Source organism: Streptomyces sp. S186, assembly GCF_051603415.1.
In the GTDB taxonomy this organism is placed as follows: Bacteria; Actinomycetota; Actinomycetes; order Streptomycetales; family Streptomycetaceae; genus Streptomyces.
In genome coordinates this window covers 4,653,732-4,673,043 of record NZ_CP193932.1, presented here as the reverse complement: position 1 = coordinate 4,673,043, position 19,312 = coordinate 4,653,732, and the positions used below count along the sequence as shown (strand labels likewise).

The following is a 19,312-nucleotide window of genomic DNA, read 5'->3' as shown; positions in this document are numbered from 1 at the left end:
CTCGGTCCCGGGGAACCGTGGGGAAGGGTCCTGTACTGGCACCGCGACTGCTCACACAGCATGTGGCACTACGGGCGACGCAACCCGATCGTCCACCGCTGGTCAGCGACTCGGCTAGCCGGCGTAAGGCCCCTCACGTGAGATAGAGCAAGCCCATACGCATAACGAACCAGCAGGATACTGAACCGACCCCGGACGGGTCAAAACGCGCCCCGGACGCGCGTGCGGACCGGTCCCCCCGCACCCCGTACCGCACCGGTTCCGCTCCGCCCGCCACGGCCGCGAGCCCGCGCACTAGGATGCGCGGCATGAGTTTTGGGCAAGGGGGGCCGTTCGACGGCCCGGGGGGTTCCACTCCGGACTGGGCGGCGCTGGCCGAGGAGAGCGAGGCGCGCTCCCGCCGCAAGCGCTGGCTGCTGATCGGCGGCGGCGCGGTCGCCGCGGTCGCGGTGGCCGGCATCGTCGCCGCCGCCGTGATCACCAGCACCCACTCGTCCGACGACAACCCCTCGGCCCACGCCACCCCCTCCGGCAAGACGGCCGTGCCGGACGACAAGCCGTCCTTCCCCGACGTCTCGGTCCCGCCGCCGCCCAACCCGCGGGACTACATCTCCGACCCCAAGAAGGACACCGCGCCGCTCACCCCGGACACCCTCTTCCCGCAGAAGGCCATGGTCGTCGGCGAGCACAGCTACCCGCAGACCGCCACCGCCGGCACCGCGGACTGCACCGCCGCCGCCCAGGGCCCCCTGGTGTCCTCCCTCACCCACAACGGCTGCAAGCAGCTGCTGCGGGCCACCTACGCCAAGGACGGGGTCGCGGTCACCGTCGGCGTCGCGGTCTTCGACTCGCCCGCCCAGGCCACCGCGGTCATGAACGAGGGCAAGCCCAACCTCATGCCGCTGGCCGGCAACGGCGTGCCCGCGAACTTCTGCCAGGGCAGCAAGTGCCGGATGACCACCAACGCCACCGGCCGCTACGCCTACTTCACCATCGCCGGCTACACCAACGGCAAGGACATCACCACCGGCGAGACCCAGGCCCAGCAGATCGCCCGCGACGGCGGCGCCTACGCCTTCGCCCAGATCGCCCAGCGCGGCAAGGACCAGGCCGCCAGGGCCGCCGCGCAGCAGCTCAAGGAGGCCCAGCGGAAGGCCGGCCGGACCTCCTGACGGCCGCGCCGCTGTCCGCCCCGCGCCCGTAGGCGGCCCGGGGCGGGCACCGGCTCAGCAGCAGCCGCCGCCCGACGGCAGCGACCGCTTGTTGCGCGCCTCCCGGTTCCGGGCGGCCAGCAGCTCGTCGGCCGGGTACCCGACCTCCTCCAGCGTCAGCCCGTGAGGCCGGACGACATGCACCGCGGAGTCCCGCACCCCGGCGGCCAGCACCTTCGCCGGCCAGTCCACCGGCCGGTGTCCGTCGCCCACGAACAGCAGCGCCCCCACCAGCGAGCGCACCATGTTGTGACAGAACGCGTCCGCCCGCACCGTCGCCGTGACGATCCCGTCCGCGCCCCGCTCCCAGCTCAGCTCCTGGAGCGTACGGATCGTGGTCGCGCCCTCGCGCTTCTTGCAGTACGCGGCGAAGTCGTGCTCCCCGAGGAGCCGCCGGGCGGCGTCGTTCATGGCGTCCACGTCGAGCGGCCAGTCATGCCACAGGACGTGGCCCCGCAGCAGCGGGTCCACTCCGCCCGGGTTGTCGGTGACGCGGTAGGCGTAGCGCCGCCAGATCGCCGAGAAGCGCGCGTTGAAGCCCCGCGGCGCCTCCCTCAGGGCCCACACCCGTACGTCCTTGGGCAGCCGCCCGGCGAGCCGCTTGAGCAGCTTGTCGTGGTGCTCGCGCCACACCCGTTCGGGCAGATCGACATGGGCGACCTGGCCTCGCGCGTGCACCCCGGCGTCGGTACGGCCCGCGACGGTGAGCTCGCAGGTCTCGCCGGACCGCGTCACGGTCCGGATCGCGTCCTCCAACTCCCCCTGGACCGTGCGCCGTTCACGCTGTTTGGCCCAGCCGGAGAACTCCGCGCCGTCATACGACAGGTCCAGCCGCACCCGGACGAACCCGGGCTCCACTTCGTCACTCACACCAGCAATCCTCTCAGGCCCGCCGCACGCGAAAGCGGGCCCGCCCCCAAGGGGCGGACCCGCTCACCGCTCAGCGACGACGGACTCAGGCGTCCTTCGACTCCTCGGCGGCCTCGGCAGCCTTGGCCTCGTCGGCCTCCTTGACCGCGCGCTTGGCAGCGGCCTCGGCCTCGGCGACGGTCGCCTTCTTGGCGATCTCGCCCTCGACCAGCTCGATGACGGCCATGGGGGCGTTGTCACCGCGGCGGTTGCCGATCTTGGTGATACGGGTGTAGCCACCCGGACGCTCCGCGAACCGCGGCGCGATCTCGGTGAAGAGCGTGTGCACGACGCTCTTGTCCGTGATCAGCTCCATGACCTGGCGGCGGTTGTGAAGGTCGCCCTTCTTCGCCTTGGTCACCAGACGCTCCGCGAACGGACGCAGACGACGGGCCTTGGCCTCGGTCGTCGTGATGCGGCCGTGCTCGAAGAGGTTGGTCGCCAGGTTGCGCAGGAGCGCCTTCTCGTGCGCAGCGCTGCCGCCCAGACGGGCGCCCTTGGTGGGCTTCGGCATGGTGTATCTCCTTCATTGCTGCACCGGCCGTATCAGGTACCGGTGTCAGGACCCGATGAGCGAGCGCTCACCGGCAATACCCAGCCCCTCGGGGGTCCCCCTGCTCGAAGAGCTTGGGGGAGTTTGAGGAGCGGGGGTCCGGGGGCAGAGCCCCCGAGACGTCAGTACTGCTCGGTCTCCACGAAACCGGCGTCCGCGTCGTCGTCCGCGCCGAACGCGTCGGCGGCGGCCGTCGGGTCGAATCCGGGCGGGCTGTCCTTGAGGGCCAGGCCCATCCCGGCCAGCTTCGCCTTGACCTCGTCGATCGACTTCGCACCGAAGTTGCGGATGTCGAGCAGGTCCGCCTCGGAGCGCGCCACGAGCTCACCCACGGAGTGGATGCCCTCACGCTTGAGGCAGTTGTAGGAGCGGACGGTGAGCTCCAGCTCCTCGATCGGCAGCGCCAGGTCGGCGGCGAGGGCGGCGTCCGTCGGGGACGGGCCCATGTCGATGCCCTCGGCGTCGATGTTGAGCTCACGCGCGAGACCGAACAGCTCGACCAGGGTCTTGCCGGCGGACGCCATGGCGTCGCGCGGCCGCATGGCCTGCTTGGTCTCGACGTCGACGATCAGCTTGTCGAAGTCGGTGCGCTGCTCGACACGGGTCGCCTCGACCTTGTAGGTGACCTTGAGCACCGGCGAGTAGATCGAGTCGACCGGGATCCGGCCGATCTCCTGGCCGACCTGCTTGTTCTGGACGGCGGAGACGTAGCCGCGACCGCGCTCGACGGTCAGCTCCATCTCCAGCTTGCCCTTGCCGTTGAGCGTGGCGAGGACCAGGTCGGGGTTGTGCACCTCGACACCGGCCGGCGGGGCGATGTCGGCGGCGGTGACCAGGCCCGGGCCCTGCTTGCGCAGGTACATCACGACCGGCTCGTCGTGCTCCGAGGAGACGACCAGCTGCTTGATGTTCAGGATCAGGTCGGTGACGTCCTCCTTGACGCCCGGCACGGTGGTGAACTCGTGCAGCACGCCGTCGATGCGGATGGACGTGACCGCCGCACCCGGGATCGAGGAGAGGAGGGTCCGACGCAGGGAGTTGCCGAGGGTGTAGCCGAAGCCCGGCTCCAGCGGCTCGATCACGAACCGGGAGCGGTACTCGTCGACGACCTCTTCGGTCAACGAGGGACGCTGAGCGATCAGCATGGTGTGTGTCCTTCAGTCGTGGACGCCCGCTATTTGACGTCCGCTGTACTGACAAGGGTACGGGCGGTACGGCGCCATCGGCTCCGTACCGCCCCCACCGGTCAGCTCTTTGCTTCGAGCTTTACTTCGAGTAGAGCTCGACGATCAGCTGCTCCTGCACCTGGGTGTCGATCACCTGGCGCTCGGGCAGGCTGTGCACGAGGATCCGCAGCTGCGAGGGGATCGCCTCCAGCCATGCCGGGACGGTCTTCTCGCCGGCCTCCGCCTTGGCCACCTCGAAGGGGGTCATGTTGCGGGAGCCCTCGCGGACCTCGATGACGTCGTGCACGGCCACGCGCGCCGACGGGATGTCGGTCTTGCGGCCGTTGACCTGGATGTGTCCGTGACGGACCAGCTGACGGGCGTGGTCGCGGGACTTGGCGAAGCCGGCCCGGTAGATCACGTTGTCGAGGCGGGTCTCAAGGATGCGCAGAAGGTTCTCACCGGTCTTGCCGGTCTTCTGGTTCGCTTCCTTGTAGTAGTTCACGAACTGCTTCTCAAGGACGCCGTAGATGCGGCTGCACTTCTGCTTCTCGCGCAGCTGCAGCAGGTACTCGCTGTCCTTGGTGCGCCCGCGACCGTGCTCACCCGGGGGGTAAGGACGGATCTCGATCGGGCACTTCGCGCTCTCGCACTTGCTCCCCTTGAGGAAGAGCTTCTGCTTCTCCCGACGGCAACGCTTGCAGTCGGCCCCGGTGTAACGCGCCATTGTCTAGTTGTCTCCTACTTCAGTGGGTCAGACGCGGCGACGCTTGGGCGGGCGGCATCCGTTGTGCGGGGTGGGGGTGACGTCCTGGATCGAACCCACCTCCAGGCCGGTGGCCTGCAGCGAGCGGATCGCGGTCTCACGGCCGGAGCCGGGACCCTTGACGAAGACGTCGACCTTGCGCATGCCGTGCTCCTGCGCGCGGCGGGCGGCCGACTCGGCGGCCATCTGCGCGGCGAAGGGGGTGGACTTGCGCGAGCCCTTGAAGCCGACGTGGCCGGCCGAGGCCCAGGAGATCACGTTCCCGGTCGGGTCGGTGATCGAGACGATCGTGTTGTTGAACGTGCTCTTGATGTGAGCGTGCCCGTGGGCGACGTTCTTCTTCTCCTTGCGGCGCACCTTCTTGGCGCCGGCCGTACGGCCCTTCGGAGGCATTCAAATTCTCCCGTGGAGGTGGTCGGTCCTACAGCGAAGACCGCTGGCGGGGTCCTGCTGAGGACTACTTCTTGCCCGGCTTCTTCTTGCCGGCGATCGCGCGACGCGGACCCTTGCGGGTACGGGCGTTCGTGCTGGTGCGCTGACCGTGCACCGGCAGGCCGCGGCGGTGACGCAGACCCTGGTAGCAGCCGATCTCGACCTTGCGGCGGATGTCGGCCTGGATCTCGCGACGGAGGTCACCCTCGGTCTTGAGGTTGTTGTCCACGTACTCGCGGATCTTGACGAGGTCTTCCTCGGTCAGGTCGCGGACCCGGGTGTCCGGGTTCACGCCGGTCGCGGCGAGGGTCTGCTCCGAGAGCGTCCGACCGATGCCGAAAACGTAGGTGAGGCCGACCACCACACGCTTGTCGCGCGGGAGGTCAACGCCTGCGAGGCGTGCCATTGATGTGGCTCCTGATGGCTATTCGGAGGTCTTCCGCAGCACCGTTCCCGTAAGACTCTGCGGCATTACGAGCCGGGTCCCCGGCCTCCGAGCCGGGGGTGTCGTCCCTCGCGCGCGGCGCGAGAGTCGGGTGACTGCGTATGTACGTGTATTGCTTGCGTCGCGCGAACTGCGAAGTTGCAGGTGGTCGGCGTGCGTCAGCCCTGGCGCTGCTTGTGGCGCAGGTTGTCGCAGATGACCATGACCCGGCCGTGGCGGCGGATCACCTTGCACTTGTCGCAGATCTTCTTGACGCTCGGCTTGACCTTCATGGGATGTGAGGTTCTCCGGGTCAGTGCCAATGCCCCACGGGAGCGGGGCGTCGGCAAGATCTACTTGTAGCGGTAGACGATTCGGCCACGCGTCAGGTCGTAGGGAGAGAGCTCCACGACGACCCGGTCATCCGGGAGGATACGGATGTAGTGCATCCGCATCTTGCCGCTGATGTGCGCGAGGACCTTGTGACCGTTCTGGAGCTCCACCTTGAACATCGCGTTCGGCAGAGACTCGATCACGGTGCCCTCGATCTCGATGGCACCTTGCTTCTTGGCCACGCTTCGCCTTTCGGATCGGCTACCTTGATCAACTCATGTGCTCGTCGGCCGTGAGACATGCATTGGCCACATTTCAAAAAGGTGACCTATCTCCAGGCATACGGATGCACGAGAGCCGACGCGTCAGTCTACGTCAGCGCCTGAGAAAAGACGAATCGAGGATTATTGCCCACGCGCGGAGATCGTTACGCGCGAGGGCCCAAGACAACGCCGGCGGGCCGGCGGCTACGCCAGGGGGTCCGGCGCCGCGGTGATGCCGAGGCTGGCGAGCTTGGCCTTGCCGCCGTCGGGAGCCGTGAGCACCAGCGGGCCGTCCTCGGTCAGCGCGACCGAGTGCTCCCAGTGCGAGGACCAGCTGCCGTCGTTGGTCTTGACCGTCCACTCGTCGTCGAGGACGTGGGTCTTGGCGGTGCCGAGGTTGACCATCGGCTCGATGGCGATGCAGAAGCCGGGCACCAGCTTCGGACCGCGGCCGCGCTTGCGGTCGACGTAGTTCAGCAGATGCGGGTCCATGTGCATCTGCGAGCCGATGCCGTGGCCGCCGTAGTCCTCGACGATGCCGTACTTGCCGCTGGACGGACGGGGCTGGCGGCGGATGTAGCCCTCGATCGCCTTGGAGATGTCCACCAGCCGGTTGCCCTTGGCAACCGCGGCGATCCCCGCCCACATCGACTCCTCGGTGACCCGGCTGAGCTCGACCAGCTCCGCCGCGTGACCGGAGCCGACGAACGCGGTGTACGCGGCGTCGCCGTGCCAGCCGTCGATGATCGCGCCGCAGTCGATGGAGATGATGTCGCCGTCCTGGAGCACGGTGTCGGCGGACGGGATGCCGTGGACGACGACGTCGTTCACGGAGGTGCAGATCGTGGCCGGGAAACCGCCGTAGCCGAGGAAGTTCGACTTGGCGCCGTGCTCGGCGAGGACCTTGCGCGCCGCCTCGTCCAGGTCCTTGGTGGTGGCGCCGGGCACCGCGGTCTCACGGGTCGCCGCGTGAATGGCGGCGACCACCAGCCCCGCCTCGCGCATCTTCGCGATCTGCGCGGGGTTCTTGATCTCCAGCATGCCGGTGCCTGCGCCCTTCTTTGCGGCTGAACCTCCCCCACGCTCAAGGCGTGGGGGGACCCCCTCGCTCTCGCGGAAGTGGTTGCGCTCTGACGTGGTTGCTCAATTACTGGTTGCTGCTGTTCTAACCGTAACCGGTCAACAGCAGATGGCCGCGGCGCCCGTGTCGGGCACCGCGGCCATCTGGGAGTCGCGCCTCTACTCGCCGCGCCCCAGGGCGTTCATCGCCCGCTGGGTGACCTCCGCGACCTTGCCGAGGGCCGGGATCGTCACGACCAGGCCCTGGGCCTTGTAGTAGTCGATGATCGGCTCGGTCTCCGAGTGGTAGACCTCCAGCCGCTTGCGCACGGTGTCCTCGCGGTCGTCCTCGCGCTGGTACAGCTCGCCGCCGCAGGCGTCGCAGACGCCCTCGGTCTTCGGCTGGTTGTACTCGACGTGGAAGACGTGGCTGGAGTCCTTGCGGCAGATCCGCCGGCCGGCGATCCGCTTGACCACCTCGTCCTCCGGGACCTCCAGGTCCAGGACGGCGTCCAGCTTCAGACCCTTGCCCTGGAGGTAGCCGTCCAGCGCCTCGGCCTGGCCGAGGTTGCGCGGGAAGCCGTCGAGCAGAAAGCCCTCGGCCGCGTCGGCCTGGTCCATCCGGTCCTCGGCCATCCCGATGGTGACCGAGTCGGGCACGAGGTTGCCGGCGTCCATGTAGGACTTCGCCTCGACGCCCAGGGGCGTGCCCTGGGAGATGTTGGCCCGGAACAGGTCCCCCGTGGAGATGTGCGGGATCGCGAGGTTCTTGGCCAGGTACGCGGCCTGCGTACCCTTACCGGCCCCCGGGGGTCCGACGAGGACGATTCGCATCAGCGGAGGAACCCTTCGTAGTTGCGCTGCTGAAGCTGGCTCTCGATCTGCTTCACGGTCTCCAGGCCCACACCCACGATGATCAGGATGCTCGTCCCGCCGAACGGGAAGTTCTGGTTCGCGTTGAACAGCACCAACGCCACTGTTGGTACGAGCGCGATCAGCCCCAGGTACAGCGAGCCCGGCCACGTGATCCGGTTGAGCACGTAGCTGAGGTACTCGGCCGTCGGGCGACCAGCCCGGATGCCCGGGATGAAGCCACCATACTTCTTCATGTTGTCGGCAACTTCTTCGGGGTTGAAGCTGATGGCCACGTAGAAGAAGGCGAAGAAGACGATCAACAAGAAGTACGTAACGATGTAAACGGGGTGATTTCCCTTGGTGAAGTTGGAGGCGATCCAGGTCGCCCAGGCCGCCTTCGACCCGCTGAACTGAGCGATCAGCGCCGGGATGTAGAGCAGCGACGACGCGAAGATGACAGGAATCACACCTGCCTGGTTCACCTTGAGCGGGATGTACGTGGACGTACCGCCATAGGACCGGCGCCCGATCATCCGCTTCGCGTACTGCACCGGGATGCGCCGCTGCGCCTGCTCGACGAAGACCACCAGGGCCACCATCGCCAGGCCCACCGCGATCACCGAGAAGAACTCGATCCAGCCGTCGGCCAGCTTGCCGGTCAGCTTGATCTGCCACAGCGCGCCCGGGAAGCCGGCGGCGATCGAGATGAACATCAGGATCGACATGCCGTTGCCGATGCCACGGTCGGTGACCAGCTCGCCCAGCCACATGATGAGGCAGGTGCCGGCGGTCATCGTGATCACCATCGTGATGGTGGTGAAGATCGAGTCGTTGGGCACGATCTGGCTGGCCACGGGGCAGCTCTGGAAGAGCGCGCCGCTGCGGGCGGTGGCCACCAGGCCGGTGCCCTGCAGCACGGCCAGCGCCACGGTCAGATAGCGGGTGTACTGGGTGATCTTCGCCTGGCCGGACTGGCCCTCCTTCTTGAGGGCCTCCAGCCGGGGAATGACCACGGTCAGCAGCTGGAGGATGATGCTCGCCGTGATGTACGGCATGATCCCCAGCGCGAAGATCGTGATCTGCAGCAGCGCTCCACCGCTGAACATGTTCACCAGGGCGAACAACCCGCTGTTGCCGCCGGCCTGCTTCATGCAGGTCTCGACGTTCGCGTAGTTCACCCCTGGGACCGGAATGTGCGCTCCGATCCGGTAGAGCACGATGATGCCCAACGTGAACAGCAGCTTCTTGCGCAGGTCGGGCGTCTTGAACGCTCGGGCGAACGCGGTGAGCACGGTGCCTCCTGCGCCTCCCGCCCTTGGGGGCCGGGAGGTGACGGTCTTGAGGATCGACGAATACGTAGCGGCTGTACCGCGCGGAGCTCCCCCGCGCGGCGGGTGCCGGGGCGGACCCCGGACAAATCAAACAGTGCAGGCCACCTTACCGGCGACCGTACCCCCGTGGAACGACCAACCGGGGATGCCCCAAACGATGGGCATCCCCGGTCAGTTGAACCAACGAACTCAGATGAGCTCGGTGACGGTGCCGCCGGCGGCGGCGATCTTCTCCTTGGCGGAGGAGGAAACGGCGTCAACCGAGACCTGCAGCGCCACGGAGATCTCGCCCTGGCCCAGGACCTTGACGAGCTCGTTCTTGCGCACCGCGCCCTTGGCGACCAGGTCGGCCACCGTGACCTCGCCACCCTGCGGGTAGAGCGCGGCCAGCTTCTCCAGGTTCACGACCTGGAACTGCTTGTGGGCGGGGTTCTTGAAGCCCTTCAGCTTCGGGAGGCGCATGTGGAGGGGCATCTGCCCACCCTCGAAGCGCTCCGGAACCTGGTAACGGGCCTTGGTGCCCTTGGTACCACGACCAGCGGTCTTACCCTTGGACGCCTCACCACGACCGACACGGGTCTTGGCGGTCTTGGCACCCGGGGCGGGCCGGAGGTTGTGGACCTTCAGCGGGTTGTTCGCCGAAGAGTCAGCCATGTCAGTCGACCTCCTCGACCGTCACGAGGTGACGCACGGTGTGGACCATGCCGACGACCTCGGGACGGGCCTCCCGGACGACGCTGTCGTTCAGGCGCTTGAGGCCGAGCGAACGGAGCGTGTCACGGTGGTTCTGCTTGCTACCGATGTAGGACTTGGTCTGGGTGATCTTGATGCGCATCACGCACTCACCCCGGCACGCGCCCGCAGCAGAGCGGCGGGAGCAACGTCCTCCAGCGGCAGGCCACGACGGGCGGCGATCTCCTCGGGCCGCTGCAGGCCCTTGAGCGCCTCCACCGTGGCGTGCACGATGTTGATCGGGTTGGACGAGCCGAGCGACTTGCTCAGCACGTCGTGGATGCCCGCGCACTCCAGGACGGCGCGCACCGGGCCACCGGCGATCACACCGGTACCGGGGGAAGCCGGCTTGAGCAGGACGACGCCCGCAGCCTTCTCGCCCTGGATCGGGTGCGGGACGGTACCGGCGATACGGGGGACCTTGAAGAAGTTCTTCTTGGCCTCTTCCACGCCCTTGGCGATGGCAGCCGGAACTTCCTTGGCCTTGCCGTAACCGACACCTACGGTGCCGTCACCGTCACCCACCACGACGAGCGCGGTGAAGCTGAAGCGACGACCACCCTTGACAACCTTGGCGACGCGGTTGATCGCGACAACGCGCTCAACGTACGCGGTCTTCTCGGCGGCAGCGCCACCGTCGCGACCCTTCCGGTCCCGCCGCTCGCCGCCACCGGCACCGCTTCCGCGGCGCTGGGGTCCAGCCATTGGATTTACCTCTCTCTGTTACGTCCGCTAGCTCCGGAACCGGGGCTTAGAACTTCAGCCCGGCTTCGCGGGCGGCGTCGGCCAGAGCGGCAATCCGCCCGGCGTACTGCTTGCCACCGCGGTCGAACACGACGGCCTCGACACCGGCGGCCTTGGCACGCTCGGCGACCAGGGCGCCAACCTTCTGAGCCTGGGCGCTCTTGTCGCCCTCGCCACCGCGGATCGACGCGTCCAGGGTCGACGCCGACGCCAGGGTGTGACCCTGCACGTCGTCGATGACCTGGGCGAAGATGCCGCGGTTGGACCGCGTCACGACCAGACGCGGACGCTCCGAGGTACCCGAAATCCGCTTGCGGATGCGGATGTGGCGACGCTTGGCGGCAGCGCGCTTGTAGGCGTTGCCCTTAGCGATCTTCACACCGTATGCCATGGCTTACTTACCAGCCTTTCCGACCTTGCGGCGGATGACTTCGCCCTCGTACTTGACGCCCTTGGCCTTGTACGGGTCGGGCTTCCGCAGCTTGCGGATGTTCGCGGCGACCTCGCCGACCTTCTGCTTGTCGATGCCCTCGACGCTGAACTTCGTCGGCGACTCGACCTTGAACGAGATGCCCTCGGGCGCCTCGATCAGGATCGGGTGGCTGTAGCCCAGGGAGAACTCCAGGTTGGAGCCCTTGGCCTGGACGCGGTAACCAACACCGCTGATCTCGAGCTTCTTCACGTAGCCCTGGGTCACGCCGGTGATCATGTTCGCCACCAGCGTGCGGGACAGGCCGTGCAGGGCCTTGTTCTGACGCTCGTCGTTCGGACGGGAGACGGCGATGACGCCGTCCTCACCCTTGGCGACCTCGATGGGCGCCGCGACGGTGTGCGAAAGGGAACCCTTGGGGCCCTTCACGTTGACCGTGCGGCCCTCGATGGTGACGTCCACACCAGCGGGAACCTGGATGGGCAGCTTGCCAATACGCGACATTAGCTATTCCTCCGTTCCCGATTACCAGACGTAGGCGAGGACTTCCCCACCCACGCCCTTCTTGCTGGCCTGCTGGCCGGTCAGGAGACCGTGGGACGTGGAGATGATCGCCACGCCCAGGCCGCCGAGGACCTTCGGCAGGTTGGTGGACTTTGCGTAGACCCGCAGACCCGGCTTCGAGATCCGCTTGATGCCGGCGATCGAGCGCTCGCGGTTCGGACCGAACTTCAGGTCGAGAACGAGGTTCTTGCCGACCTCGGCGTCCTCGACGCGCCAGCCGGTGATGTAACCCTCCTGCTGGAGGATCTCCGCGATGTGCGACTTGATCTTGCTGTGCGGCATCGACACGGTGTCGTGGTACGCCGAGTTCGCGTTCCGCAGACGGGTCAGCATGTCTGCGATGGGATCAGTCATGGTCATGAATTGGCCTTCGGCCTCTCTCGCCGGGGTTTCCTATCTGCGCCATCCCTCTCCCCGATCTCGGTCGGGACGGGTGCGGCGCGGGGACCTACGGCGTAGTAAGCGACGTTATGCGGGTGGTACCCGCGGTCGGTCTCGGGCGGCGGGGCGCCCAAACCCTTCCAGCGTACGGGAAGTGGTTCCGGGCGCCCGCCGACCGAATGCTTACCGAGAGCCTCCGGTAATACCCAACTGGGGGATTACCAGGAGCTCTTGGTCACGCCCGGCAGCTCGCCACGGTGAGCCATCTCACGAAGGCACACGCGGCACAGGCCGAACTTGCGGTAAACGGAGTGCGGACGGCCGCAGCGCTGGCAGCGGGTGTACGCGCGCACACCGAACTTCGGCTTACGAGCAGCCTTGGCAATCAGAGCCTTCTTCGCCATCTCGCTCACGCCTCCTTGAACGGGAAGCCGAGGTGACGAAGCAGGGCGCGGCCCTCGTCGTCGTTGGTCGCCGTGGTCACCACGGTGATGTCCATACCCCGGGTACGGTCGATCTTGTCCTGGTCGATCTCGTGGAACATGACCTGCTCGGTGAGACCGAAGGTGTAGTTGCCCCGACCGTCGAACTGCTTCGGGGACAGACCACGGAAGTCGCGGATGCGCGGCAGCGCCAGCGACAGCAGGCGGTCCAGGAACTCCCACATGCGGTCACCGCGGAGGGTGACGTGGGCACCGATCGGCTGGCCCTCACGCAGCTTGAACTGCGCGATGGACTTACGGGCCTTGGTGACGGCCGGCTTCTGGCCGGTGATCGTGGTGAGGTCGCGCACGGCGCCCTCGATCAGCTTGGAGTCGCGGGCGGCGTCGCCCACACCCATGTTGACCACGATCTTCACGAGGCCGGGGATCTGCATGACGTTCTCGTAGGAGAACTCGTCCTTCAGCTTCCCGGCGATCTCTTCGCGGTAGCGCGTCTTCAGACGCGGCGCGTTGGTGGTGGCAGTCATCAGATGTCCTCACCGGTCCGCTTGGCAACGCGGATCTTGTTGCCCTCGTCGTCAAAGCGGTACCCGACGCGGGTGACGACCTTCTTGCCGTCCTTCTCCACGACCAGCTGAACGTTGCTGACGTGGATGGGGGCCTCGGTCGTCACGATGCCGCCGGTCTGCGCTCCACGAGCGGTCTGTCCGGCCTTGGTGTGCTTCTTGACCCGGTTGACACCCTCGACCAGGACGCGGTCCTCGCGGGGGTAGGCCGCGATGACCTTGCCCTGCTTGCCCTTGTCCTTACCGGTGATGACCTGGACCAGGTCGCCCTTCTTGATCTTCATCGGTTACAGCACCTCCGGCGCGAGCGAGATGATCTTCATGAACTTCTTCTCGCGCAGCTCACGGCCCACGGGGCCGAAGATACGGGTGCCGCGGGGGTCGCCATCGTTCTTGAGGATGACGGCCGCGTTCTCGTCGAAGCGGATGTACGAGCCGTCCGGACGGCGGCGCTCCTTGACGGTGCGAACGATGACGGCCTTGACGACGTCACCCTTCTTCACGTTGCCACCGGGGATCGCGTCCTTGACGGTGGCGACGATGACGTCACCGATGCCCGCGTAGCGGCGACCGGAACCACCGAGAACACGGATGCAAAGGATCTCCTTCGCACCAGTGTTGTCGGCGACGCGCAGTCGCGACTCCTGCTGGATCACGTCTATCTCCTGAATGTCTGCCGGTTCCCCCGGGGCAGTTCAGCGAACTGCCCCGGGAGCCTGGCGGAACTGTTCCTAGGGGGTCCCCCTAGGAGGGATGTGCTTGCCTGTCGAAATCCCCGCAGGGAATGCCCCTTTCGAGGAATTCCCCGCCAGGAATTACTTGGCCTTCTCGAGGATCTCGACGATGCGCCAGCGCTTGGTGGCGGACAGCGGCCGGGTCTCCATCAGGAGGACGCGGTCGCCGACACCGGCAGCGTTCTGCTCGTCGTGCGCCTTGAGCTTGTTGGTACGGCGGATGACCTTGCCGTACAGCGCGTGCTTGACGCGGTCCTCGACGGCGACGACGACGGTCTTGTCCATCTTGTCGCTGACGACCAGACCCTCACGGGTCTTGCGGAAACCGCGCTCGTTCGTCTCAGTCACATTCTTCTCGCTCATCAGGCGCTCTCCACCGTCTCGATGCCGAGCTCGCGCTCCCGCATCAGGGTGTAGATCCGGGCGATGTCCTTCCGGACGGCCTTCAGCCGGCCGTGGTTCTCGAGCTGTCCGGTCGCCGCCTGGAAGCGGAGGTTGAACAGCTCCTCCTTGGCCTCACGAAGCTTGGCAACGAGGTCCTCGTTGTTCAGCTCGCGCAGCTCGGTCGCCTTGGTACCGGCCGCCATCACGACTCACCTGCCTCGCGCCGCACGATGCGGCACTTCATCGGAAGCTTGTGGGCGGCGCGGGTCAGCGCCTCCTTGGCAACCTTTTCGTTCGGGAAAGACAGCTCGAACATCACCCGACCGGGCTTGACGTTCGCGATCCACCACTCCGGCGAACCCTTACCGGAACCCATGCGGGTCTCGGCCGGCTTCTTCGTCAGCGGACGGTCGGGGTAGATGTTGATCCACACCTTGCCGCCACGCTTGATGTGACGGGTCATGGCGATACGAGCGGACTCGATCTGCCGGTTCGTCACGTAGGCCGCGGTCACGGCCTGAATGCCGTACTCACCGAAGGCCAGCTCGGTACCGCCCTTGGCCATACCGTTCCGCTTCGGGTGGTGCTGCTTGCGGTGCTTGACCCTGCGAGGGATCAGCATGTCGGTCAGCCCTCCGTTCCAGGGTTCTCCGCCGGAGCAGCGGCAGCGGCCTCGGCCTTGGGGGCCTCGGCAGCGGCGCTCTGCTGCTGCGGCTTGCGGCCGCGACCGCCACGCTCGCCACCGCGGCGCGGACGCTCGGCGCCACCACCACGGGCCGGGCGGTTGCCCGCACGGGCGGCGGCGTTCTCGGCACGCACCTCGGCGATGTTCTTCACGTCGCCCTTGTAGATCCAGACCTTCACGCCGATCCGGCCGAAGGTGGTCTTGGCCTCGAAGAAGCCGTAGTCGACGTTCGCGCGGAGCGTGTGCAGGGGCACCCGGCCCTCGCGGTAGAACTCCGAGCGGGACATCTCGGCACCGCCGAGACGGCCACCACACTGGATCTTGATGCCCTTGGCGCCGGCCTTCATCGTCGACTGCATGCTCTTGCGCATGGCGCGACGGAAGGAGACGCGGGAGGACAGCTGCTCGGCGACGGCCTGGGCCACGAGCTGAGCATCGGTCTCGGGGTTCTTGACCTCGAGGATGTTCAGCTGGACCTGCTTGCCGGTCAGCTTCTCCAGCTCACCGCGGATGCGGTCGGCCTCGGCGCCGCGGCGGCCGATGACGATGCCCGGACGAGCGGTGTGGATGTCAACGCGGACGCGCTCACGGGTGCGCTCGATCTCCACCTTGGAGATACCGGCGCGCTCCATGCCCTTCGTCATCATGCGACGAATGGCGACGTCTTCCTTGACGTAGTCCTTGTACAGCTTGTCGGCGTACCAACGGGACTTGAAGTCCGTGGTCACACCGAGCCGGAACCCGTGCGGGTTTACCTTCTGGCCCATTACCGGGTTCCTTCCTTGCTGCTGACGACCACGGTGATGTGGCTGGTCCGCTTGCGGATCCGGTAGGCACGGCCCTGGGCACGCGGACGGAACCGCTTCAGGGTCGGGCCCTCGTCCACGTACGCCTCGCTGACGAAGAGCGTGGAGGAGTCCGTGTGGTCGTAGTTGTGCGCGGCGTTGGCAATGGCGCTGTCCAGCACCTTGCCCACCGGCACGCTCGCGGCCTGCGGGGCGAAACGCAGGACCGCCTGAGCCTCCGTGGCATCCATGCCACGGATAAGGTCCACCACGCGGCGGGCCTTCATGGGCGTGACGCGGATGTACCGCGCCTGGGCCCTGGCTTCCATGGTTGTCCCTTCGGTGTCAGTCATAGTCTTCGCACTCCGGTCGATCAGCGACGACGCGACTTGCGGTCGTCCTTCTCGTGGCCGCGGAAGGTGCGGGTCGGCGCAAACTCGCCGAGCTTGTGGCCGACCATCGACTCGGTGACGAACACCGGGACGTGCTTGCGGCCGTCGTGCACCGCGATCGTGTGGCCGAGCATGGCCGGGACGATCATCGAGCGGCGGGACCAGGTCTTGATGACGTTCTTGGTGCCGGCTTCGTTCTGGACATCCACCTTCTTGGCGAGGTGGTCGTCGACGAAGGGCCCCTTCTTGAGACTGCGCGGCATCTAAACCCGCTCCTAGCGCTTCTTGTTCGTCTTGCGGCGGCGGACGATGTACTTGTTGCTGGCCTTCTTCGGCGAGCGAGTACGACCCTCCTTCTTGCCCCAGGGCGAGACCGGGTGGCGACCACCGGAGGTCTTGCCCTCACCACCACCGTGCGGGTGGTCGACCGGGTTCATCACGACACCACGCACGGTCGGGCGGACGCCCTTCCAGCGCATACGGCCGGCCTTGCCCCAGTTGATGTTCGACTGCTCGGCGTTGCCGACCTCGCCGACGGTGGCGCGGCAGCGGACGTCGACCAGGCGGATCTCACCGGACGGCATACGCAGGTGGGCCATGGAGCCCTCCCGCGCCAGCAGCTGCACGGAGGCACCCGCGGAGCGGGCGAACTTCGCGCCGCCGCCGGGCCGCAGCTCGATGGCGTGGATGGTCGTACCGACCGGGATGTTGCGCAGCGGCAGGTTGTTGCCGGGCTTGATGTCGGCGCCAGCGCCGTTCTCAATCCGGTCACCCTGCTGCAGGCCGCGCGGGGCGATGATGTAGCGCTTCTCGCCGTCCGCGTAGTGCAGGAGCGCGATGCGCGCGGTGCGGTTGGGGTCGTACTCGATGTGCGCGACCTTGGCCGGCACGCCGTCCTTGTCGTGACGACGGAAGTCGATCACGCGGTAGGCGCGCTTGTGGCCACCGCCCTGGTGGCGAACGGTCACACGACCGGCGTTGTTACGGCCGCCCTTGCTGTGCAGCGGGCGGACCAGCGACTTCTCCGGCGTGGACCGCGTGATCTCGACAAAGTCGGCGACGCTGGAGCCACGACGGCCCGGGGTCGTCGGCTTGTACTTGCGGATACCCATTTCTCAGTCCTCGTCCGATTTCGGACGATCCGGACCGCCGTCAGGCGGTCGGACCGCCGAAGATGTCGATACGGTCGCCCTCGGCGAGGGTCACGATGGCGCGCTTGGTGTTGGCGCGCTTACCGAAACCGGTGCGGGTGCGCTTGCGCTTGCCCTGCCGGTTGATCGTGTTGACCCCGGTGACCTTGACCGAGAAGACCGCCTCGACGGCCTGCTTGATCTGGGTCTTGTTCGCGCCGGGCGCGACGATGAACGTGTACTTGTTCTCGTCCAGCAGCGCGTAGCTCTTCTCGGACACAACCGGCTTGACGAGGACGTCGCGCGGGTCCGTGAAGGTCTTGCTGGTGACGACAGCCTCAGTCATCAGGCGTCGCTCCCTTCGGTCTCAACGTTGGCCTTGGGGCCAGACACGAAGGACTCGAAGGCGGCCTTGGTGAAGACCACGTCGTCGGAGACGAGCACGTCGTACGTGTTCAGCTGGCCCGGCTCCAGGATGTGGACCTGGGGCAGGTTGCGGGCGGACAGCCACGCGGCCTCGTCGGAGCGCTCGGCGACCAGCAGGACGTTCTTACGGTCGCTGATCTTGCCGAGCAGGCCCTTGGCGGCCTTGGTGGACACCGCGCCGTCGACCACGCCGGAGACGACGTGGATGCGGCTGTGGCGGGCCCGGTCGGAGAGGGCACCGCGCAGCGCGGCGGCCTTCATCTTCTTCGGGGTCCGCTGGCTGTAGTCACGCGGCACGGGGCCGTGGACGACGCCACCACCGGCGAACTGCGGCGCACGGGTCGAACCCTGGCGCGCACGGCCGGTGCCCTTCTGGCGGTAAGGCTTCTTGCCACCGCCGCGGACCTCGCCGCGGGTCTTGGTCTTGTGCGTGCCCTGACGGGCCGCGGCCAGCTGCGCGACGACGACCTGGTGGATCAGCGGAACGCTGACCTTCGCGTCGAAGATCTCCGCGGGGAGCTCGACGGACCCGGCCTTGTCGCCAGCCGGCGAAAGGATGTCAATGGTGCTCATCGGTTACCTCAGGCCCCCTTGGCCGCGGTACGGACCAGGACGAGGCCGCCGTTCGGACCAGGAACTGCGCCCTTGATGAGGAGCAGACCCTTCTCCGCGTCAACGGCGTGGACGGTCAGGTTCTGGGTGGTGACCCGCTCATTGCCCATACGGCCGGCCATCCGCATGCCCTTGAACACGCGGCCCGGGGTGGCGCAGCCACCGATGGAGCCCGGCTTGCGGTGCACGCGGTGGGCACCGTGCGAAGCCTTGCCACCGCCGAAGCCGTGACGCTTCATGACACCGGCGAAGCCCTTGCCCTTGCTCTTGCCGGTCACGTCCACCTTCACGCCCGCCTCGAAGACGTCGGCGCTCAGCTCCTGGCCGAGGGTGTACTCGCTCGCGTCGGCGGTACGGACCTCGACGAGGTGGCGACGGGGGGTGACGTCGGCCTTCGCGAAGTGGCCCTTGAGGGGCTTGTTCACCTTGCGCGGGTCGATCTCGCCGAAGGCGATCTGGACGGAGTCGTAGCCGTCCTGGTCATTGGTGCGCACCTGGGTCACGACGCACGGGCCGGCCTTGACGACGGTGACCGGAACAACACGGTTGTTCTCGTCCCACACCTGCGTCATGCCGAGCTTCTCGCCCAGGAGACCCTTGATCTGCTTAGCCATTCTCAGATCACCGGCCCTCAGAGCTTGATCTCGATGTCGACACCGGCCGGGAGGTCGAGTCGCATCAGGGAGTCAACGGTCTTCGGCGTCGGGTCGAGAATGTCGATCAGGCGCTTGTGCGTGCGCATCTCGAAGTGCTCGCGCGAGTCCTTGTACTTGTGCGGCGACTTGATGACGCAGTACACGTTCTTCTCAGTGGGCAGCGGCACCGGGCCCGCGACCGACGCACCAGTGCGGGTCACCGTCTCGACGATCTTCTTCGCCGAGGAGTCGATGACCTCGTGGTCGTAGGCCTTGAGCCGGATGCGGATCTTCTGTCCCGCCATGGCTACTTCGTAGTCCTGTCTCTCGTAACGCTCTGGGACCCGGTGGGGCCACTGCTCTTCTC

Annotated in this window: 33 protein-coding genes; 1 reads left to right on the top strand and 32 read right to left on the bottom strand. The window is 67.1% G+C overall.

The features are described 5' to 3' along the window. Positions 1-308 precede the first annotated feature (308 nt). Positions 309-1,172: a hypothetical protein gene (locus tag ACRAS8_RS20205; protein ID WP_438487402.1), complete on the top strand. Its 864-nt coding sequence runs from the start codon at positions 309-311 to the stop codon at positions 1,170-1,172. A gap of 54 nt (positions 1,173-1,226) precedes the next feature. Here the strand turns inward: ACRAS8_RS20205 and truA are convergent, their stop codons facing one another. The 32 genes from truA to rpsJ all read right to left on the bottom strand — a co-directional run bounded on the left by truA (position 1,227) and on the right by rpsJ (position 19,250). Then, positions 1,227-2,081, bottom strand: coding sequence for a tRNA pseudouridine(38-40) synthase TruA (truA, locus tag ACRAS8_RS20200; protein ID WP_438487401.1), 855 nt, complete (start codon positions 2,079-2,081; stop codon positions 1,227-1,229). Positions 2,082-2,166: 85 nt separating this feature from the next. After that, positions 2,167-2,634 (bottom strand): 50S ribosomal protein L17, encoded by a 468-nt coding sequence (rplQ, locus tag ACRAS8_RS20195; protein WP_039635402.1) that lies wholly within the window; start codon positions 2,632-2,634, stop codon positions 2,167-2,169. 161 nt (positions 2,635-2,795) lie between these two features. Further along, the gene (locus tag ACRAS8_RS20190; RefSeq protein ID WP_003956430.1) at positions 2,796-3,818 is read right to left on the bottom strand and encodes a DNA-directed RNA polymerase subunit alpha; all 1,023 of its coding nucleotides are present in this window, start codon (positions 3,816-3,818) and stop codon (positions 2,796-2,798) included. Between the two features lie 121 nt (positions 3,819-3,939). Beyond that, a complete protein-coding gene (gene rpsD, locus ACRAS8_RS20185) occupies positions 3,940-4,566 on the bottom strand; it encodes a 30S ribosomal protein S4 (RefSeq protein WP_438487400.1) in 627 nt (208 codons plus the stop codon). A 27-nt stretch (positions 4,567-4,593) separates the two neighbouring features. Further along, the gene (gene rpsK, locus ACRAS8_RS20180) at positions 4,594-4,998 is read right to left on the bottom strand and encodes a 30S ribosomal protein S11 (RefSeq protein WP_004571845.1); all 405 of its coding nucleotides are present in this window, start codon (positions 4,996-4,998) and stop codon (positions 4,594-4,596) included. 64 nt (positions 4,999-5,062) lie between these two features. Continuing rightward, complete coding sequence (rpsM, locus tag ACRAS8_RS20175) at positions 5,063-5,443, bottom strand: 30S ribosomal protein S13 (protein ID WP_018538741.1); 381 nt, start codon at positions 5,441-5,443, stop codon at positions 5,063-5,065. A 197-nt stretch (positions 5,444-5,640) separates the two neighbouring features. After that, positions 5,641-5,754 (bottom strand): 50S ribosomal protein L36, encoded by a 114-nt coding sequence (rpmJ, locus tag ACRAS8_RS20170; RefSeq protein WP_003956441.1) that lies wholly within the window; start codon positions 5,752-5,754, stop codon positions 5,641-5,643. Between the two features lie 60 nt (positions 5,755-5,814). Next, on the bottom strand, positions 5,815-6,036 hold the full coding sequence (gene infA, locus ACRAS8_RS20165; RefSeq protein WP_003956442.1) for a translation initiation factor IF-1: 222 nt from the start codon (positions 6,034-6,036) through the stop codon (positions 5,815-5,817). A 225-nt stretch (positions 6,037-6,261) separates the two neighbouring features. Then, positions 6,262-7,098 (bottom strand): type I methionyl aminopeptidase, encoded by an 837-nt coding sequence (map, locus tag ACRAS8_RS20160; RefSeq protein WP_018538742.1) that lies wholly within the window; start codon positions 7,096-7,098, stop codon positions 6,262-6,264. Between the two features lie 198 nt (positions 7,099-7,296). After that, the gene (locus ACRAS8_RS20155; RefSeq protein ID WP_438487399.1) at positions 7,297-7,950 is read right to left on the bottom strand and encodes an adenylate kinase; all 654 of its coding nucleotides are present in this window, start codon (positions 7,948-7,950) and stop codon (positions 7,297-7,299) included. Then, the gene (secY, locus tag ACRAS8_RS20150; RefSeq protein ID WP_438487398.1) at positions 7,950-9,263 is read right to left on the bottom strand and encodes a preprotein translocase subunit SecY; all 1,314 of its coding nucleotides are present in this window, start codon (positions 9,261-9,263) and stop codon (positions 7,950-7,952) included. Before secY ends, ACRAS8_RS20155 begins: the two co-directional genes overlap by 1 nt. A gap of 228 nt (positions 9,264-9,491) precedes the next feature. Beyond that, entirely contained in the window at positions 9,492-9,956 is a 465-nt protein-coding gene (rplO, locus tag ACRAS8_RS20145) for a 50S ribosomal protein L15 (RefSeq protein WP_438487397.1), read from the bottom strand. 1 nt (position 9,957) lies between these two features. Continuing rightward, positions 9,958-10,140, bottom strand: coding sequence for a 50S ribosomal protein L30 (rpmD, locus tag ACRAS8_RS20140; RefSeq protein ID WP_031050958.1), 183 nt, complete (start codon positions 10,138-10,140; stop codon positions 9,958-9,960). Next, the gene (rpsE, locus tag ACRAS8_RS20135) at positions 10,137-10,739 is read right to left on the bottom strand and encodes a 30S ribosomal protein S5 (protein WP_018538747.1); all 603 of its coding nucleotides are present in this window, start codon (positions 10,737-10,739) and stop codon (positions 10,137-10,139) included. Before rpsE ends, rpmD begins: the two co-directional genes overlap by 4 nt. Positions 10,740-10,785: 46 nt before the next feature. Beyond that, positions 10,786-11,169 carry a 50S ribosomal protein L18 gene (rplR, locus tag ACRAS8_RS20130; protein WP_018538748.1) on the bottom strand — a complete coding sequence of 128 codons (384 nt, stop codon included), beginning with the start codon at positions 11,167-11,169 and terminating at the stop codon, positions 10,786-10,788. A 3-nt stretch (positions 11,170-11,172) separates the two neighbouring features. Beyond that, positions 11,173-11,712 carry a 50S ribosomal protein L6 gene (gene rplF, locus ACRAS8_RS20125; protein ID WP_018538749.1) on the bottom strand — a complete coding sequence of 180 codons (540 nt, stop codon included), beginning with the start codon at positions 11,710-11,712 and terminating at the stop codon, positions 11,173-11,175. Between the two features lie 21 nt (positions 11,713-11,733). Next, positions 11,734-12,132: a 30S ribosomal protein S8 gene (gene rpsH / locus ACRAS8_RS20120; protein WP_438487396.1), complete on the bottom strand. Its 399-nt coding sequence runs from the start codon at positions 12,130-12,132 to the stop codon at positions 11,734-11,736. Positions 12,133-12,371: 239 nt separating this feature from the next. After that, positions 12,372-12,557, bottom strand: a complete 186-nt coding sequence (locus tag ACRAS8_RS20115; protein ID WP_003956452.1) for a type Z 30S ribosomal protein S14 — start codon at positions 12,555-12,557, stop codon at positions 12,372-12,374. 5 nt (positions 12,558-12,562) lie between these two features. Next, positions 12,563-13,123 carry a 50S ribosomal protein L5 gene (gene rplE / locus ACRAS8_RS20110; protein ID WP_018538751.1) on the bottom strand — a complete coding sequence of 187 codons (561 nt, stop codon included), beginning with the start codon at positions 13,121-13,123 and terminating at the stop codon, positions 12,563-12,565. After that, complete coding sequence (gene rplX / locus ACRAS8_RS20105; protein WP_018538752.1) at positions 13,123-13,446, bottom strand: 50S ribosomal protein L24; 324 nt, start codon at positions 13,444-13,446, stop codon at positions 13,123-13,125. Before rplX ends, rplE begins: the two co-directional genes overlap by 1 nt. 3 nt (positions 13,447-13,449) lie before the next feature. After that, positions 13,450-13,818: a 50S ribosomal protein L14 gene (gene rplN / locus ACRAS8_RS20100; protein ID WP_003998823.1), complete on the bottom strand. Its 369-nt coding sequence runs from the start codon at positions 13,816-13,818 to the stop codon at positions 13,450-13,452. 159 nt (positions 13,819-13,977) lie between these two features. Continuing rightward, positions 13,978-14,259: a 30S ribosomal protein S17 gene (gene rpsQ, locus ACRAS8_RS20095; RefSeq protein ID WP_006604882.1), complete on the bottom strand. Its 282-nt coding sequence runs from the start codon at positions 14,257-14,259 to the stop codon at positions 13,978-13,980. Next, positions 14,259-14,483 (bottom strand): 50S ribosomal protein L29, encoded by a 225-nt coding sequence (gene rpmC, locus ACRAS8_RS20090; RefSeq protein ID WP_004950453.1) that lies wholly within the window; start codon positions 14,481-14,483, stop codon positions 14,259-14,261. Before rpmC ends, rpsQ begins: the two co-directional genes overlap by 1 nt. Beyond that, positions 14,483-14,902, bottom strand: coding sequence for a 50S ribosomal protein L16 (gene rplP, locus ACRAS8_RS20085; RefSeq protein ID WP_016571059.1), 420 nt, complete (start codon positions 14,900-14,902; stop codon positions 14,483-14,485). Before rplP ends, rpmC begins: the two co-directional genes overlap by 1 nt. 5 nt (positions 14,903-14,907) lie before the next feature. Next, positions 14,908-15,732 (bottom strand): 30S ribosomal protein S3, encoded by an 825-nt coding sequence (gene rpsC, locus ACRAS8_RS20080; protein WP_438487395.1) that lies wholly within the window; start codon positions 15,730-15,732, stop codon positions 14,908-14,910. Further along, on the bottom strand, positions 15,732-16,079 hold the full coding sequence (gene rplV / locus ACRAS8_RS20075) for a 50S ribosomal protein L22 (RefSeq protein WP_018538754.1): 348 nt from the start codon (positions 16,077-16,079) through the stop codon (positions 15,732-15,734). The genes rpsC and rplV overlap by 1 nt, the downstream gene beginning before the upstream one ends. Positions 16,080-16,123: 44 nt before the next feature. Continuing rightward, positions 16,124-16,405 carry a 30S ribosomal protein S19 gene (gene rpsS, locus ACRAS8_RS20070; RefSeq protein ID WP_004571826.1) on the bottom strand — a complete coding sequence of 94 codons (282 nt, stop codon included), beginning with the start codon at positions 16,403-16,405 and terminating at the stop codon, positions 16,124-16,126. A gap of 12 nt (positions 16,406-16,417) precedes the next feature. Further along, positions 16,418-17,254, bottom strand: coding sequence for a 50S ribosomal protein L2 (gene rplB, locus ACRAS8_RS20065; RefSeq protein ID WP_016571056.1), 837 nt, complete (start codon positions 17,252-17,254; stop codon positions 16,418-16,420). A 40-nt stretch (positions 17,255-17,294) separates the two neighbouring features. Then, positions 17,295-17,618, bottom strand: a complete 324-nt coding sequence (gene rplW / locus ACRAS8_RS20060; protein WP_018538756.1) for a 50S ribosomal protein L23 — start codon at positions 17,616-17,618, stop codon at positions 17,295-17,297. After that, the gene (gene rplD, locus ACRAS8_RS20055; protein WP_438487394.1) at positions 17,618-18,271 is read right to left on the bottom strand and encodes a 50S ribosomal protein L4; all 654 of its coding nucleotides are present in this window, start codon (positions 18,269-18,271) and stop codon (positions 17,618-17,620) included. Before rplD ends, rplW begins: the two co-directional genes overlap by 1 nt. 8 nt (positions 18,272-18,279) lie before the next feature. Beyond that, positions 18,280-18,924, bottom strand: coding sequence for a 50S ribosomal protein L3 (rplC, locus tag ACRAS8_RS20050; protein WP_018538758.1), 645 nt, complete (start codon positions 18,922-18,924; stop codon positions 18,280-18,282). A 17-nt stretch (positions 18,925-18,941) separates the two neighbouring features. Beyond that, entirely contained in the window at positions 18,942-19,250 is a 309-nt protein-coding gene (rpsJ, locus tag ACRAS8_RS20045; protein WP_003948644.1) for a 30S ribosomal protein S10, read from the bottom strand. Positions 19,251-19,312: the final 62 nt, after the last annotated feature.